This is a genomic window from Streptomyces viridosporus, from assembly GCF_002078235.1.
Taxonomy (GTDB): Bacteria; Actinomycetota; Actinomycetes; order Streptomycetales; family Streptomycetaceae; genus Streptomyces; species Streptomyces viridosporus.
The window spans coordinates 1-15085 of record NZ_MSGP01000235.1 but is presented as its reverse complement, the minus strand read 5'-3'; the positions used below and the strand labels follow the sequence as shown (position 1 = coordinate 15085).

13 protein-coding genes are annotated in these 15085 nt (G+C 71.2%); 8 read left to right on the top strand and 5 right to left on the bottom strand.

Annotation, left to right across the window (positions count from 1 at the left end):
• Positions 1 to 234: 234 nt before the first annotated feature.
• From B7L92_RS17365 to B7L92_RS17350, 4 genes are all read left to right on the top strand, one after another.
• Entirely contained in the window at positions 235 to 1578 is a 1344-nt protein-coding gene (locus tag B7L92_RS17365; protein ID WP_081238505.1) for a COG1361 family protein, read from the top strand.
• 166 nt (positions 1579 to 1744) lie between these two features.
• Positions 1745 to 2422: an HAD-IA family hydrolase gene (locus B7L92_RS17360; protein WP_081238504.1), complete on the top strand. Its 678-nt coding sequence runs from the start codon at positions 1745 to 1747 to the stop codon at positions 2420 to 2422.
• 560 nt (positions 2423 to 2982) lie between these two features.
• Positions 2983 to 3555, top strand: coding sequence for a hypothetical protein (locus B7L92_RS17355; RefSeq protein WP_081238503.1), 573 nt, complete (start codon positions 2983 to 2985; stop codon positions 3553 to 3555).
• Positions 3556 to 4196: 641 nt separating this feature from the next.
• A complete protein-coding gene (locus B7L92_RS17350; protein ID WP_081238502.1) occupies positions 4197 to 4658 on the top strand; it encodes an HIT family protein in 462 nt (153 codons plus the stop codon).
• Between the two features lie 145 nt (positions 4659 to 4803).
• Here B7L92_RS17350 and B7L92_RS17345 read toward each other — a convergent pair whose 3' ends face one another.
• Together B7L92_RS17345 and B7L92_RS17340 are read right to left on the bottom strand one after the other, a co-directional pair.
• Positions 4804 to 5814 carry a cytochrome d ubiquinol oxidase subunit II gene (locus tag B7L92_RS17345; RefSeq protein WP_081238534.1) on the bottom strand — a complete coding sequence of 337 codons (1011 nt, stop codon included), beginning with the start codon at positions 5812 to 5814 and terminating at the stop codon, positions 4804 to 4806.
• 39 nt (positions 5815 to 5853) lie between these two features.
• Positions 5854 to 7263 carry a cytochrome ubiquinol oxidase subunit I gene (locus B7L92_RS17340; protein WP_081238501.1) on the bottom strand — a complete coding sequence of 470 codons (1410 nt, stop codon included), beginning with the start codon at positions 7261 to 7263 and terminating at the stop codon, positions 5854 to 5856.
• A 574-nt stretch (positions 7264 to 7837) separates the two neighbouring features.
• On the opposite strand from B7L92_RS17340, the gene B7L92_RS17335 reads away from it, so the two are divergent.
• Positions 7838 to 8362: a hypothetical protein gene (locus tag B7L92_RS17335; RefSeq protein ID WP_081238500.1), complete on the top strand. Its 525-nt coding sequence runs from the start codon at positions 7838 to 7840 to the stop codon at positions 8360 to 8362.
• A 147-nt stretch (positions 8363 to 8509) separates the two neighbouring features.
• On the opposite strand, the gene B7L92_RS17330 is transcribed toward B7L92_RS17335, so the two are convergent.
• The 3 genes from B7L92_RS17330 to B7L92_RS17320 are packed head-to-tail and all read right to left on the bottom strand — an operon-like array spanning position 8510 to position 12218.
• Positions 8510 to 9946 (bottom strand): sugar porter family MFS transporter, encoded by a 1437-nt coding sequence (locus B7L92_RS17330; protein WP_081238499.1) that lies wholly within the window; start codon positions 9944 to 9946, stop codon positions 8510 to 8512.
• Entirely contained in the window at positions 9943 to 11397 is a 1455-nt protein-coding gene (locus B7L92_RS17325; RefSeq protein ID WP_255311013.1) for a glucose-6-phosphate dehydrogenase, read from the bottom strand. The genes B7L92_RS17330 and B7L92_RS17325 overlap by 4 nt, the downstream gene beginning before the upstream one ends.
• A complete protein-coding gene (locus B7L92_RS17320) occupies positions 11394 to 12218 on the bottom strand; it encodes an SMP-30/gluconolactonase/LRE family protein (protein ID WP_368656251.1) in 825 nt (274 codons plus the stop codon). Before B7L92_RS17320 ends, B7L92_RS17325 begins: the two co-directional genes overlap by 4 nt.
• A gap of 176 nt (positions 12219 to 12394) precedes the next feature.
• Between B7L92_RS17320 and B7L92_RS17315 the strand changes: the two genes are divergently transcribed.
• The 3 genes from B7L92_RS17315 to B7L92_RS17310 all read left to right on the top strand — a co-directional run.
• On the top strand, positions 12395 to 13567 hold the full coding sequence (locus tag B7L92_RS17315) for an FUSC family protein (protein ID WP_255311012.1): 1173 nt from the start codon (positions 12395 to 12397) through the stop codon (positions 13565 to 13567).
• Positions 13568 to 13774: 207 nt separating this feature from the next.
• Positions 13775 to 13966 carry a hypothetical protein gene (locus tag B7L92_RS40310; protein ID WP_143626339.1) on the top strand — a complete coding sequence of 64 codons (192 nt, stop codon included), beginning with the start codon at positions 13775 to 13777 and terminating at the stop codon, positions 13964 to 13966.
• A gap of 290 nt (positions 13967 to 14256) precedes the next feature.
• Positions 14257 to 15085 (top strand): PP2C family protein-serine/threonine phosphatase (locus tag B7L92_RS17310; protein WP_255311009.1); only part of this gene is annotated, 829 nt, incomplete at its 3' end.

The window sequence follows — 15085 nt, the reverse complement described above, 5'->3', positions numbered from 1 at the left end:
TCGATCGTGCCGGGCAGGGGGATCGCTCGTGTCGTCCGCGTCGCCGTCGCACAACACCCGGACGAGGCCTTCATGAGGATCAACGGTGAGCGGAAGTACCTGCGGCAGGCCACCAGAACTGACGGACCCTCACTCGGCAAGTCAGCAAGGCCACTTCGCCCCCTCTTGATCATTTAACCGGTATACCGAAGACTTCGGTGCACCACTCATCCGCCCACACCCCTGGGGGAAACCATGAGACCTGTCTCCGTCGGGCGTTCAGTGCGCCTCGGAGCCTGTGTCACCGCGGCGGCCGGCCTGCTCACGGCCGGTCTCGCCGCACCCGCGTTCGCGGACGAGCCGCAGACCGACCAGCTGTGGATCAATCCGCCGTACGAGCAGACCCTGCCGCTCGGTGCGAACGGCGGGGGGCCGCAGTCCCGCCCGCTCGACATCGGCCTCTACCACGACAACAACAACTTCACGGTCACCGACGGCAAGGTCACCGTGGACATCTCCGGGCTCGCCGGCGTCGCCGAGGTGACCTGGCCGGAGAACTGTGCGCCGAGCGGGACGACCGCCGTGTGCCACGTGCCGGAGGTGCCCGTCATCGGGCCCGACTACAGCGAGCAGATCCGTCTCGTCGTCCGCGCGGCCGACGGCGCGGCGGTCGGGGCGCAGGGCAGGATCACCTACGAGGCGACGGCCACCGGCGGCCCCTCCGGCACGCTCGTCGCGCCCCACGACAGCTTCGACACCACGCTCACCGTCGCCACCGGACCCGACCTGGCGATCGCCGACATCGCCCCGATCGAGCACACCGCACCCGGCGACGAGAAGACCATCCCCTTCGAGCTGACCAACAACGGCGACTCGACCGCGCACGGCTTCACGCTCACGTTGAAGGCCTCGTACGGGCTGGAGGAGCTGACCCGGTACGACGCCTGCACGTACTCCCGGACGAGCGGTGACGATTACGCGCCGAGGACCCACGTCACCTGCTCCTTCGACCAGGAGCTGGCGCCGGGCGACACCTTCGAGCTGCCCGAGCCACTGAAGGTGAAGCTCACCCGGCACGCGTTGCAGGAGCGGCTCGACATCAGCGTCGACCCGGGCGGCGGCGCCGAGGACCTGCGGTGGGACGACAACTACACAGCGCTGTTGATCGCGGCCGACAACGCCGCCGACTTCTCGGTCACCGGCGACGCGGTCTCCGGTGCGGCGGGTGAGACGGTCACGGCCCGGCTCACGTTCAAGAACAACGGTCCCGGCTGGCTCGGCAACATCGTCTCCGGCGACTCGGTCGCCAACGTCCGGCTGATCGTTCCCCGGGGCACCACGGTCACCGGCGTTCCGTCCGGCTGCATCCCGCGCACCCTCTCCGGCGACTTCTACCCGCGGCAGACGGGCGCCCCGCGCTACGACTGCCGCCTGCCGTACTGGGTGCTGGAGGACACGGAACGCTCGTACGCCTTCTCGCTGCGGATCGATACCGTGGTGCCCGGCACGACCGGTGCCGTGAGCATCCATCCCGAGTTCGGCGAGTTCGAGTTCGACCCGGACACCACGAACAACACGGCGGTCCTGGCCGTCAACTGAACGGGTCCCCTCGCCGATTGACGGTGATCCCGGCGCGCGGTGCGCGGCTGTCCCGCACCGCGCGCCCGGGCCCGGAATCGTAGACAATGACCGTTGGCGGTGCCGGTGGCTTGTGGTCATGCCGAGGACGCCGTCCCCGCTCCTTCCGAGACCCGGAGGAAGAGCGATGAGCGAGAAGCGTTGGGTCACCTTCGACTGTTTCGGGACCCTCGTGGACTGGCGCCACGGCATCGCCACCGGCATCGAACTGGTCGCGCCCGGTAAGGGCTGGGAGCTGCTGGACGTCTACAACCGCCACGAGCCGCAGGTGCAGCGCGAGCACCCCTCCATGCGCTACAGCGACGTCCTGACGGAGGCCCTGAAGCGCACGGCCACCGAGGCGGAGATCGATCTGCTGGAGGACGACACCCGTGTCCTGACGGCCGGCATCCCGTTCTGGCCGGTCTTCCCCGAGACGCGGCAGGCCCTGCGCGAGCTGCGGGAGTCCGGCTGGAACCTCGCCCTGCTGACCAACTGCGACCGCGTCATCATCGGCGAGACCCGGCGCCGCCTGCGGGTACAGTTCGACGCGATCGTCACCGCCGAGGACTCCGGCGCCTACAAACCGGCCCACAACCACTTCGAGTACTTCGAGAAGTCCCTCGGGGTCACCCGTGACCGCTGGGTGCACGTGGCGCAGAGTTACTTCCACGACATGGTTCCGGCCGGCGAACTCGACATCGCCCGCGTGTGGATCAACCGTCTCGACGCGAGCGACGACCCCTCGATCGCGCACGCCGTCCGCCCTGACCTGAGCGACCTGGCCGCCACCGTCAACGAGGTCCACCAGAAGCTCAACGGCTGACCTGCGGCTGTCTCCGTCCGTCTGCTCCGCCGGCGGCACGCCCCCGCCGGACCAGTCACCGCGGCGGTGGCACTGAGGGGAGCGCCCGCGGCGGGCCCTGCCACATCGCGGCGGCAGCCGCCTCCCCCGCGATCACGGCCGGCGGTGCGATCTACTCAAGGGGGTCCTCCAGGTCCCCTGTGGCCGACATTCCCGTATCACCCACTGCGCGATCATGGCGGAACGTGTTCGACCACTGACGAGTGCTTGCTCAACGCCATGGGGCCGCGGGTGCGGAGGTCCCCAGCGCCGACTCCCGACCAAGAAACGGGACACCGGACCGGAGCAGCCGGACCCCCTGGAGATCACTGCCCAGTCACAGGCGTGGAGCGATAGCCGGCGCCGTTGCACGGTGGCCGGCAACCGCCACTTCCCAGCCGGCCTGCTCGGGGGTTTCTCCCTGCGGATTACACCCGTCCGGGTCAACCGTGATGGCGGTGGGGCCAAGCTCCCGCGAGGGTGGAGTAACGCTCGGCGTTTCTGCCGGCTCCTCCCGTCCCCTTGCTGTAAGGAGCACTGCCATGTCCCATCGCAACACCTTCATCCGCAGCCTGCACGATGTGGGCCTGGCCGCCTGGTTCGGCGGGTCGCTGATGGGCGCGGTCGGTCTCAACGGAGCAGCCGAGGAGGAAGGCGGGACGGAACAGGTCAGGGCACGGATCTCGTCGTCGGGATGGGCGAAGTGGACGCCGGTCAACGCCGCCGCCATCGGCGCGCATCTGTTCGGCGGCGGCGGGCTGCTCGCCGCGAACGCCCACCGGGTCGCCACCCAGAAGGGTGTGGGCGCCTCCACCACGGTCAAGACCGCCGTTACCGCCGCGGCCCTGGCAGCCACTGCCTACGCCCGTGTCCTGGGCAAGAAGATCGAACTGGCCTCCTCTCCCGACCCGCGGGACGCGGAGCAGGCGGAGAAGCACCCCATCGACATCAACAAGGCCCAGCGGCAGCTGGCCTACGTGCAGTGGGCGGTGCCGGCCCTGACCGGATGCCTGGTGGTGCTCAACGCCCTGCACGGTGAGCAGCAGCGCCCGGTCGAGCAGTTGCACGGCATGTGGGATCGGGCCCGGTCTGCTGCTCCCTTCATGTCATGCTGAGCTTTTGAGGACGGGACGCGTCGGCCGTCTGTTCCGGCCGGTCGGCCGGTCGCCGTGGTGAGCAGCCTGTCCCGCTCGGACCTACGGTTCCGGGTCTGACCCGCGGCTCCTCCGGGTGGGGCGACGGCCTCCGCGGTGCCCGGGACGCTCCTTCGGCGCCGCTGCCCACAGCGTCACCGCGCCGGTCCGGAATCCGCTCGAGGCGCCCGCTGCCGTGCCGCGCGACCGGACGACCAAGGACGCACGGGCGCCGGCGCCACGGCACGAGAACACGGTGCCGCGCCGCCGGACCGCCCGGGTCCGCCACGGGTTCCGGACCGGATCCGGTCGGCCGTCCCTTCCCGCCGCCCCCGCCAGAGCGCCGACGTCCGGTCTGCGCGCCCGCGCCGGCCATGCCACCGGTCCGGCGCCGACGCCCGGCTCCCGGCTCCCGGCTCCCGGAAGGCCCCCTCCCCCGAGCGCCGCCGCCCGGTCGTGTGGGGGCTCGGAAAGTGGTCGCTGCGGGTCAGGCCGCGTACCAGTACTCGTCGGAGACGGACACCTGTCGGGCGGATGCCGAGGGAAGACGCGGCACCCCCACGCGCGGGCGCGGGTCAGCCCGGTCAGGAGCGGCTCCGGGACCGCTGTCGCATGCTGTGTCCATGGAGCTGTTCGCCGGGGATCCGACCTGTGCCTTCTGCGGCATCGTCTCCGGCCGGGTGCCGGCCAGCCGCGTGTACGAGGACGATCTGGTCCTGTCCTTCATGGACATCCACCCGGCCGCGCCCGGAGACCTCCTCGTCATCCCCAAGGTACACGCGGCAGGTCTGGAGGACATCGATGAGGATCTGATGGCCCATCTGTTCCGCGTCGTCCACCTGCTGGCGCGGGCTCTGCGGCGCTCGGCACTGCCGTGCGAGGGGGTGAACGTATTCCTCGCCGACGGCGAGGCCGCCGATCAGACGGTCTTCCACCTCCACGCGCACGTCTTCCCCCGCACCACGGACGACCGGTTCCGCTTGGAGGTCAGGTGGCAGGAGCGGTCCCGTGCCGCCCTCGATCACGACGCCGCACTGATCAGGGCGCGCCTGAACCGCGGCGGAGACCGCCGTGGAACTCCCTGACCCGTACCAGGCAACGGAGCAGTCCGGGGGATCTCCGCGACGACGGCCGGGGCGAACGACTCGGCCCCCGCCCCGGTCACCAGTGCGATACCCGACTGCGTGCGGGCCTCCAGCCGGCCGGGGTGACCGGCGTGGGTGCTTCGGTTCACCGCGAGGAGTGCTGGTCGACGGCTCCCCGCTGGAAGGTGGCGTACAGCAGCCACAGCGACGGGACGAGCACCACCGCTCCCACGCCCAGCACCACGAGGACCGCCGACAGCACGGAGGCGCTCGCCGCGGCCTCGGTCACCGTCGTGCTGCCCACCAGCAGGGCCGGGTACTGGGCTGCGCCCCACGCCCACAGGATGGCGGCGACCGCCAGGGCCGCGGCCGCGCGGGCGGCCACGAAGCGCTTCCGGGCCAGCAGACCGAGGCCGGTCAGGCCGGCCGCCGCACTGGTGATCACCAGTGGCAGTGCGCGGTGGGTCAGTCCGTGGAACAGCTCGGGGGCGTCCGCGTTCAGCACCGCGATGCCCGCAAGGGCCACGGCGCCCGCCACCAGGCCGCTGACCACCGCGTCGCGGGTGAAGGCCGCGGCGAGCTCCGGCCGTCCCTCGCGGTGCGCGTCGGCGCACAGGTACACCGCCGCCAGGTGCGCACAGGTCACCACGGCCAGCAGCCCGCCCAGCAGCGACGTCGGATTGAGCCAGCCGGTGACCACGTCGCCTTCGGCGAGCCCCGGCGGAACGCGGCCGGAGGCGACGCCCCCCGCCACCGTGCCGAGGAAGAACGGCGTCAGCAGCGACGACAGCGCGAAGCACGCGCCGAACAGCCGCTGCTGCCACAGTTCGGTGCTCGCCTTGCGGAAGGCGAAGGCGGCGCCCCGGGCGATGATGCCCAACGCGGCGAGGGTGAGCGGGATGTACAGGGTGGACATCACCGCGGCGAACACCGGCGAGAAGGCCGACCACAACATCACGACCACGAAGATCAGCCACACGTGGTTGGCCTCCCAGACCGGCCCGATGCTGTGCTCGATGAGCTCGCGCCGGGCCCGGCCGTGCTCGGCGCCGCCGGCCAGCAGGTCCCAGACTCCGGCGCCGAAGTCGGCCCCTCCGAACAGGGCGTAGCAGGTCAGGCCCACCCACATCACGGTGAGCGCCGCGTCCGCGAGCACGGTCACCTCCAAGGGGTCGTACAACGGGCTGCGGGAGGATCACACGACGGGATACCCGGTGACGTCCTCCTCCTGCGGTGCGCGCGGCACCGGGGTGCCCCGGGCGAGGCGTCGCAGGACGTAGACGGTCGCGACGGTCATGGCGGCGTACACCACGAGCACCAGCCACAGTCCGGTCATCAGGCCGGGAGCGGGGTTGACGGCATCGCGCACGCTCATCAGGCCCCACACGATCCAGGGCTGACGGCCCAGCTCCGTGACGGTCCAGCCGCACTCGAGGGCCACCACCGCGGCCGGGCCGCCGATCGCGGCCAGTGCCAGGAAGAGGCGAGGGGTGGACAGTTCGCCGCCGGTGCGGCGACGGCGCCACCACGCCCACAGCAACCACACGCCGAGGGCGAGCAGGAAGAAGCCGACGGCGACCATCAGGTCGAACGCCCAGTGCACGCCGGTGACCGGCGGGTGCTGGGCGGGCGGCACACGATCGAGGCCCTGGACGACGGTGTCGGGACGGTAACCGATCAGCAGCGACAGCCCGTTGGGGATCTCCAGGCCGTACTTCAGCCCGTTGTCACCCGCGACGCCGCCGATCGTCAGCGGTACGTGCGAACCGGTGCGGTAGACGCCTTCGACGGCCGCGAGCTTGGTCGGCTGGTAGTCGGCCAGGAAGCGTGCCGCCCAGTCGCCCACGACGATCTGGAACGGAGTCACGATCGCGCCCAGTGTGAACGGGATGAAGAACCCCGCCCGGTGGTAGGTGTCGCGGCGCCCGCGCAGCATGGCCACGGCGTACACGGCGGCGGTCAGGAACGACGCGACCATGAAGGCGGCCAGAATCATGTGCACGGTCTGCGGCGGGCTGGCCGGGTTGAGCATCGCCGCCCACGGATCGACGTCGACCACCTCGCCCTCGCGCAGGGTGAAGCCGCGCGGCTGGTTCATCCAGGCGTTCGCGCACACGACGAAGAACGCCGACGCGGTGCCCGCGATCACGATGGGGAGGCCGATCAGCAGATGGCGGCGGGGTGGCAGCCGGTCCCACGCGTACAAGTAGATGCCCAGGAAGATCGCCTCTATGAAGAAGGCGATGCCCTCCAGCGCGAAGGGCAGCCCGATCACCTGACCGAACCTTCCCATCAAGCCGGGCCACAGCAGTCCCATCTCGAAGCTGAGGATCGTGCCGGACACGGCACCCACGGCGAACAGCACCCCCATGGCACGTGCCCACCGGCGGGCCAGCAAACGGTACGCCGGGCTGCCGGTGCGGATGCCGTACCACTCGGCGAGCAGCGTCAGCGCCGGGAGCCCGACGCCCAGACAGGCCACGATGATGTGCCAGGCGAGGGAGAAACCCATCTGCGCCCGCGCCGCCGCCAGATCACCCTCCGACACCCGATCGGCCGCGTATCCGACGAGCACCCACGGGCCGGTGAGCACAGTGTGCGTCATGAACCCCGTCAGTACCCAGATCGGACGATCGAAACCGACAATTCGGCGAAACGGCGAACCGAAGGTGTGAAAGGCAGGTAGGGACGTGGTGATGCCCCCGCGAGAAGATCGAACCGGCCGCCATCGGTCGACCACGTCGGGCCGGTCCCCGGAGCCCCCTCGTTCGACCGAATCGGAGCTCGAACGGACGGTGCGCCCCGACCGCGAGGCGCCGCCTGGAGCCGGGCGGCTCCCCGTCCGACGGGTCGGATGCGGCCATGCGTTCGGTCGGACAACCCCTGCCCGGGCTTCGCGGGCGAGTGGGTGAACCACCTGGAACTGCCGCCGGTCGGTGGGCTGAGGCTCGCGAACCGTCCGGGCCACCTCGGCCGGCCCGGACTTGCGCAGCATCGCGGCGAGGACCGACGACGCCGAGAGCACCTCTCACCGCAGGGCACCGCGCCTTCTTCGCGTGCCTGCGGACGGATACCGTCCTGCCTCTGGCGGACGCGCGTAGACATCCGCCATGATCTGCGTGCACCACCTGCACAGCCATCCCCCAAGGAAATCTGGCCCCAGCAGGAAGGGTTCGTCCATGAAGGCCGTGAAGGCTCTGAAGTTTCCGAGGATCCGCTCGGTCCTGATCGCTCTCGCCCTGGTCGTCGCCCCCGGCGCCGCCGTCATCGGCACGGCGGGCGAGGCGTCCGCCGCCACGAAGATCAGCCACGCCACCGCGACCTCGATGTTCCGCGAGGTGGGCATCACCTGGTCGTCCTCCGGCAACTGCTCGAACCGCAACGTCTCGACCTGCACGTCGTTCGAACAGCTCAACCTCGCCACCGCCCAGGGCGCCCAGACCCTCAAGCGGGCCAGCGGCTGCGCACTGAACATCACGGGCGGCACCGAGACGGGCCACGCCTCCGGGACGTACTCGCACTGGAACGGCTACAAGCTCGACTACAGCAAGTCCACGTGCCTCGGGAACTACATCAAGAACAACTTCGCCTACATCGGGGTACGCGGCGACGGCGCCGGGCAGTGGCGTTCCGGTTCCGGCAACGTCTACGCCGAAGAGAGCAACCACTGGGACGTCACGTACTACAACTGCGGCGGCTGCTGAGCCGCACGCCCCCTGGCCCCTGTTCGGCCCGTCGAGGGCGGGCCGAACAGGGAGTCCGGCCACAGCCGGCCGGGCCACTCGCCCCTCCGCGCCGCCCTGCCCCGCGGCCGGGCTGGAACTGTCCGTCCACGCGCTCCGCGCGGAAGGTCACTCCGTCCGCACGTTCCACCGCCGATGGAGGTCCTCCCCCACTTCGTCGATGTGGCGGCCGCGCGTCTCGGGGACCCACCTGGCGACGAAGGCCACACCGAGCACGCAGATCACGGCGAAGATCCAGAACGTCGGCCCCTCCCCGATGGCCGAGATGAGGGGCAGGAACAGCAGGCTCACCACGAAGTTCGAGAGCCAGTTCACGGTCGCCCCCGCGCTGGACCCCTCGGCGCGTTGGGCCGGGGGGAAGATCTCGCCGAGCAGGACCCAGAAGACCGGGCCCATGCCGACCCCGAACGCCACGATGTACAGCATCATGAAGACGAGCATGAGCAGCGGGCTCAGGTCCACGACGAACGCGATGCCCAGCAGTGCGATGGAGACGGCCATGCCGGCGAGGGAGCCGAGCAGCAGGGGACGGCGGCCGAGTCGATCGACGAGGCCGAGGGAGACCACGGTGACGATGACGTTGATGACGCCGATGAAGACCGAGTAGTAGATCGCGTTCGAGGCGGACAGGCCGGCCTGGCCCATGATCGTCGGTGCGTAGTAGAGGATCGTGTTGATGCCGGAGAACTGCTGCAGCGCGGCGAGGATCAGGGCGACCAGGAGAGCGGGGCGGACCGCCGGGGCCAGCAGCGCCCGCACGTTTCCCGGCCCGCTCCCGGCCCCGTCCTCGCGCTGCCCGCCGTCGCGGCCGGTGCCGTGCTCGGTGTCCTCGAAGCGCGAGACGACGAGGTCCGTGCCGCCCGGTTCGGTGACCTTGTCGAGCGTCCGGCGGGCCCGGTCCGTTCTGCCGTGGTTGATCTGCCACACCGGGGACTCCGGCAGCCACAGGCACACCAGGACGAGGAGCGCGGAGGGGATGCCGCCGACCCAGAACATCGCGCGCCAGTTCTCGGACTCGGCGAAGGCCCAGTTCACGAGGTAGGAGGTGAGCAGACCGAGGGTGATGAGCAGTTGATTGAGGCTGAGGACGCGGCCCCGGATCTGAGCCGGCGCCATCTCACCGAGGTAGGTCGGCACCGTGGCCGACACGCCGCCGACGGCGAGGCCCATGACGACACGGCCGAGCATCAGCAGCCAGTAGCCGCCTGCCACGGCAGCGGCGACGATCCCGAGAAGGAACAGCACACCGAGGCCGGCCAGGAGCGGCCGTCGCCCGTAGCGGTCCGCGATCCTTCCACTGACCAGCGCGCCGACGACCGCGCCGAGCAGCAGGACGCTGACCACCGAGCTCTGCTCGAAGGAGTTGAGGTCGAAGTCGTCGCGGATGAACAGCAGCGCGCCGGAGATGATCCCGGTGTCGAAGCCGAACAGGAAGCTGCCGATGGTGATGGACACCGCCCACCGGCGGACGGTTCTGAGCCCCTGCGGCGTGAGTCGGACGAACCGGCTCTCCGACGTGGGGCGCGTGTCCAGCGGTTCGGTCATGTCGCCCAGTCCTCCCAGGCCGTGGGACCGGCGCTCCCGGCCTGGTAGTCCTCGAGGGGGACGCGGCCGTCGCGCCAGGCGTCCAGCACCGGCTCGACGATGCGCCAGGACTCGACCGACATGTCGTCGCGCACCGACAGGGGCTTCTCGTCCTCCAGCACGCCCCGGAGCACCTCGCCGTACTCGAGCAGGCCGCCGGGGCCGAAGCTCGTGTCGAGCGTCACCGGGGAGACCGTGGACGGGTCGCCCGGTCCGTTGATGTTGATGTCCAGTTGAAGGCGACGGGGGCCGATGCCGATGCGCAGCCGGTTCCCGGGGACGTCGCCGACGAGTCCGTCCGGAACGTGCTGGGGGGCCTTGAACCAGAAGGCGACCTCCTGCCGGGGCGAGCCGATCGCCTTGCCCGAGCGGACGCGGAACGGCACACCGGCCCACTTCCAGGTGTCGACGGCGAACACGACCTCGGTCAGGGTCTCGGTCTCCCGGGCCGGGTCGATGCCCGGCTCGTCGACGTACGACGGGAGCGAACGGCCGTCGACCGTGCCGGCGGTGTAGCGGGCGCGCCGGCTGAACCGTTCGGGGCGGTCGTCCCAGACGTGGGTCGCGCGCAGGACGTGCGCCTTGGCGTCCCGCACGTCGACCGGTTCCAGCGTGCTGGGTGCGGGCATCGCCACCAGCGCCAGCACCTGGAGCAGGTGGCTCTGGAGCATGTCGCGCAGGGCGCCCGTCGTGTCGTAGAAACCGGCACGGCCCTCGAGGCCGAGCGTCTCGTCGAACACGATGTCGACCGCTTCGACGTGTTCCGAGGTGAGCAGTGGTTCGATCACCCGGTTGGCGAACCGGACACCCAGGATGTTGAGCACCGTCGACATGCCGAGGAAGTGGTCGACGCGGTGCACCTGGTCCTCCGGCACGAGGCCGTGCAGCAGCTCGTTCAGCGCGGTGGCGCTGGCCGTGTCGGTGCCGAAGGGCTTCTCCAGCACCAGACGCGTTCCGTCCGGCACTCCGGTCCGGGCCAGCGCCCGGCAGGCCTCGACCGTGACCGCCGGTGGCAGCGCGAAGTACAGCGTGAGGCGGCCTCGGCGGCTCGTCAGCAGACGGCGCAGGTCGTGCTCGTCGGTGGCGTCCGCGGTCACGTAGCGCGCGTCGCGGACGACGGTGTCGACGGCCGGCCCGCTCGCCCCGCCCGCCGCGAATGCCTGCGCGACGGCCGTCCGCCACTCCTCGTCGCTCTCCTCGCTCCGGTCGCTGCCGACGAGGAAGAGGCCGGTCAGCGACGAGGCGGCGACGAGGTTGCCCAGCCCCGGAAGGAGCAGCCGTGCCGTCAGGTCGCCCTGGGCGCCGAGGATGACCAGTGTCTGGGTCTGCCCGGTCCCGGACTCGGCCTGCTCGTCGCTCTGCCCGGTCCGCTCCTCCTTCGAGCCGCCCCGGGGGGTGTCGGCGCCGCTCATCCGGCGTACTCCCGGACGGGCACACCCCGGACACCGGGGGTGCAGGTGAACAGTGCGCCCGCCTCCGGTTCGGTGCCGGGCTCGAGGTGCTCGCGCGAGGTGGTGATGAACAGCCGGTCCAGCTCCGGCCCGCCGAAGGTGCACGCCGTCACCTTGGTGACCGGGAGCTCCACGACCTCGTCGAGGGTGCCGTCCGGCGCGTACCGGTGCACCGAGCCGCCGCCGTACAGGGCGACCCACACGCCGCCCTCCGCGTCGACCGTCACCCCGTCCGGGCCGTCCGGTACGACGGCGAACGGGCGCCGCCCGCTCAGCCCACCCGCCCGGTCGTAGTCGAACACGTCGATGCGGCCCGTCGCGGTGTCGACGTAGTACGCACGGTCCCCGTCGGGGCTCCACTCGAGGCCGTTGGAGACCGTCACCTCGTCCAGGACGATCGTCGTCGAGCCGTCCGGGTCCAGGCGATGGACCGATCCGGCTCCCTGTCGACCGTCGTAGGCCATCGAACCGCAGTAGAACCGCCCATCCGGGTCGCAGCCTCCCTCGTTCATGCGGATGCGCTCATCGCTCCACAAGGGGTTCAAGATGGTCACCTTTCCGTCCGGGTCTTCGAGGGCGAATCCACGGGTGACGCCGAGGACGGCGCCCCCTCGCCGTCTGGGGCGGACCGCGGCGACCACGGTGGCGATGTGCCGTCGTGCCACGGTGTGGTCCGGGGCGAGCGACAGCACGTCCCCCGCCAGCATGTCCAGCCACCGCAGACCGCCCCACGCCGCGGACCAGACCGGCCCCTCACCGTGGTACGCGATCGATTCGGTCACCTGCTCGGCCCTCACTGGCGCCACACCCCTTCCGTCGCGGGCACGGGCACTGGCACGGCTCGCCGGGGACGGTCGGCGCCGGGTGAGCGGGGCGGCCGGCTGGCATGATGAGCCGGGTGAGCGCGCCGCTGTCCCGCAGAACAGTCCGCGGAACGCGCGCGCTGGCGCATCGGGCGGTGTCGCGTCTCTCGGTCGGCCGCCGCCGGGTCGCCCTGGACGTGTGGCTGCTCCTGCAGGCCACCGCCAGCGTCACGGCTGCGTGGCTGGTGGCCCGCTACGGGTTCGACCACCCCGCCCCGTACTTCGCGCCCATCACGGCGATGATCGCGCTGACCGCGGACCTCGGCGAACGCGGTCTGCACGCGATCCGGCTCCTTCTGGGCGTGCTCCTCGGTCTGCTGGTCGGCCAACTTGTGCTCGCCACCCTGGGGGCCGGTCCGGGCACGATGACACTCGCGGTCTTCGTCTCGCTCGCGGTCGCCCGCGCCCTGCGGAGCGCGCAGATCGTCGTCGTGCAGGCCGCGGTGAGCGCCATCCTGGTAGTGGCGCTGGGTGATCAGGCGAACGGTGTACAGCGCCTGCTGGACGCACTGACCGGCGCGGGTATCGCTCTGGTGTTCTCGCAGCTTCTTTTTCCGCCCGAGCCACTGGCGCTGCTGCGCCGTGCCGAGGCAGCCGCGCTCAACGCGATCGCCGGCGGCCTGACCACTCTGGCCGACGCCATCGACCAGGACGACGACAGGCTCGCCCAGCAGGCGGTCGGGGAACTCCGCGAGGTGCTGGACCACCTGCTGGAGCTGCGCCGGGTCGGGCGGACCAACATGCGTGTCACGCGTCGTGTGGTGACGGGGCGGGCGAAAGTCGTCGTACGCGAGAAGGAGGACGCGGAGCACCTCGATCTGCTGGGTGCCAGCTGCCTCATGCTCGCGCGCCTCCTCGCCTCGGCCGACGCCGACACCCGCGACCGGTTCCAGGAGCCGGTGCGCGGCCTTACGGACGTCATCGCCTCGCTGGCCGGCGGGCTCGGCGACCGCGACGTGCGCCAGCGCGCCGCGGACCGCTCGCTGGAACTCGCGACGCGGATCACCGCACAGGCCGGGCCGGCCGGCTCGGAACGTACCTTCCTGGCCTACAGCCTCCGCACGGTCGCGACCGACGTCATCGCGTTCGCGGGAGTCGACCTCACCGACGCGCTCGAGGCGATCCGCACGGGCGCGCTGGACCGGCGCGTACACCCTGCCAAGATGCCACCCGGTCGGCTCCGCCGCTGGTCCGGACGGCTCATCGGTTGGTCGAAACAGCTCCGGGACAGGGTCAGCCGGTCGTCCACCCGAAGCGGCAGGCCGTGAGGCCGAGAGGGCAGGCTGTGCTCCGGTGTTCCTGGGCATGGCGACTCCGTCCGGGATCGTGGCCAGAGGGCGTCAGAAGGCGCAATGGGGCGGCCCGCAGACGGCGCGGAACCACCACCGATCCGATGGTCACCCGCGCCCCGACCGCCCGCATCTTCACCGCACGGCCCCGAAGGGACGGCTCATCACAAGAAACTGACCGACGTCGTGATTACGGACAAGAACCTGCTGGACCGCCCGGGCCCCACGCATCTGCCGGAGAACGCCGGAGAACGAGGAGGCGTACCGCCTGCTGGGCGAGAAGCCCCGGCACCGGCCGAGGCGGTGGCGAAATGCCCCACGTTCTTCCTGGCCCGGGCGATGCTCGCCGACGACGTCTTCGAGGCGGGTCTTCTGTGATCCACATACCGGTCCGCCACGGGGGCGCGACGATCCTGGTGGCCTGCGGGGCCGCCTCCGCCGGTCACCGGGCCCGTCTCCCGGGTGTCGCCGACCCTTGGGCCAGCTGCTTCCGGACGCCCTCGTCGACCGTGACGGACCGCTTGCTCCGGCACGTCTGTGGCGCGCGAGCCGTGATCACCGACTCGGCCGTCCGTGCACCCCCGAAGGCGGCCCAGCGGTCGCCTCGATCAAGGATCCACCGGAGACTGGAGACCGGATCGGTACAGGACGGCTCGAGGACCACGGGGATGGAGCGATACCGGCACAAGCGCGCCCCCGGGAGAATGCGGTGGTTCCGGTACCTGCCCGCCGTCGTGCTCCTCGCCGCGGTCGTCGTCGACCTCGCCTGGCCGGAATTCAACACCTTCCCCCTCCTGGCGGCCGTCTCCGTGATCGCGGCACCGATGCTCTCCCTGGCCTGGACGCTCGCCAGTGGTGCGGCGGCCTGCCTGGCCGGAGGGCTCCTGGCGCTCCGCGAAAGCCAGGGCGTTCTCACCCGTTCGGTTCTCACCCAGACCGCGACCATCGCCGTCCTGACCGTCGTCGCGGCGTTCCTCAACCGGATGTTCGCCCGCGAACGGGAACAGCTGAGAACGGCCCGCCAGGTGGCGGAGGCGGTCCAGCGCGCGGTGCTGCCGGCGATGCCCGACCGCGTCCGGGGGCTGGCCGTCGCCACCCGGTACCAGGCCGCCCAGGAGGAGGCCCTGATCGGCGGCGACCTCTACGCCGTCCACGACACCCCCCACGGCCTCCGCATGATGATCGGCGACGTCCGCGGCAAGGGCATGCAGGCGGTCACCCTGGTCAACACCCTGCTGGGCTCCTTCCACGCGGCGGCCCTTCAGCTGCCGGACCTGCCCGGCATCGTCCGGAGCGTGGAGGTGCAACTGCAGGACGTCAAGAACCGCCAGGCCGACGCCCCCTACGAGGACTTCGTCACCGCCGTCCTCGTCGAGATCCCCCCCGACCATGGCGTGCTGCGCGTGGCGAACCGGGGCCACCCGGCACCGCTGATGGTCCACGGGGGCACGGCGACCGCCCTGGAGCCGCGGGAGCCGTCGCTGCCGCTGGGCCTGG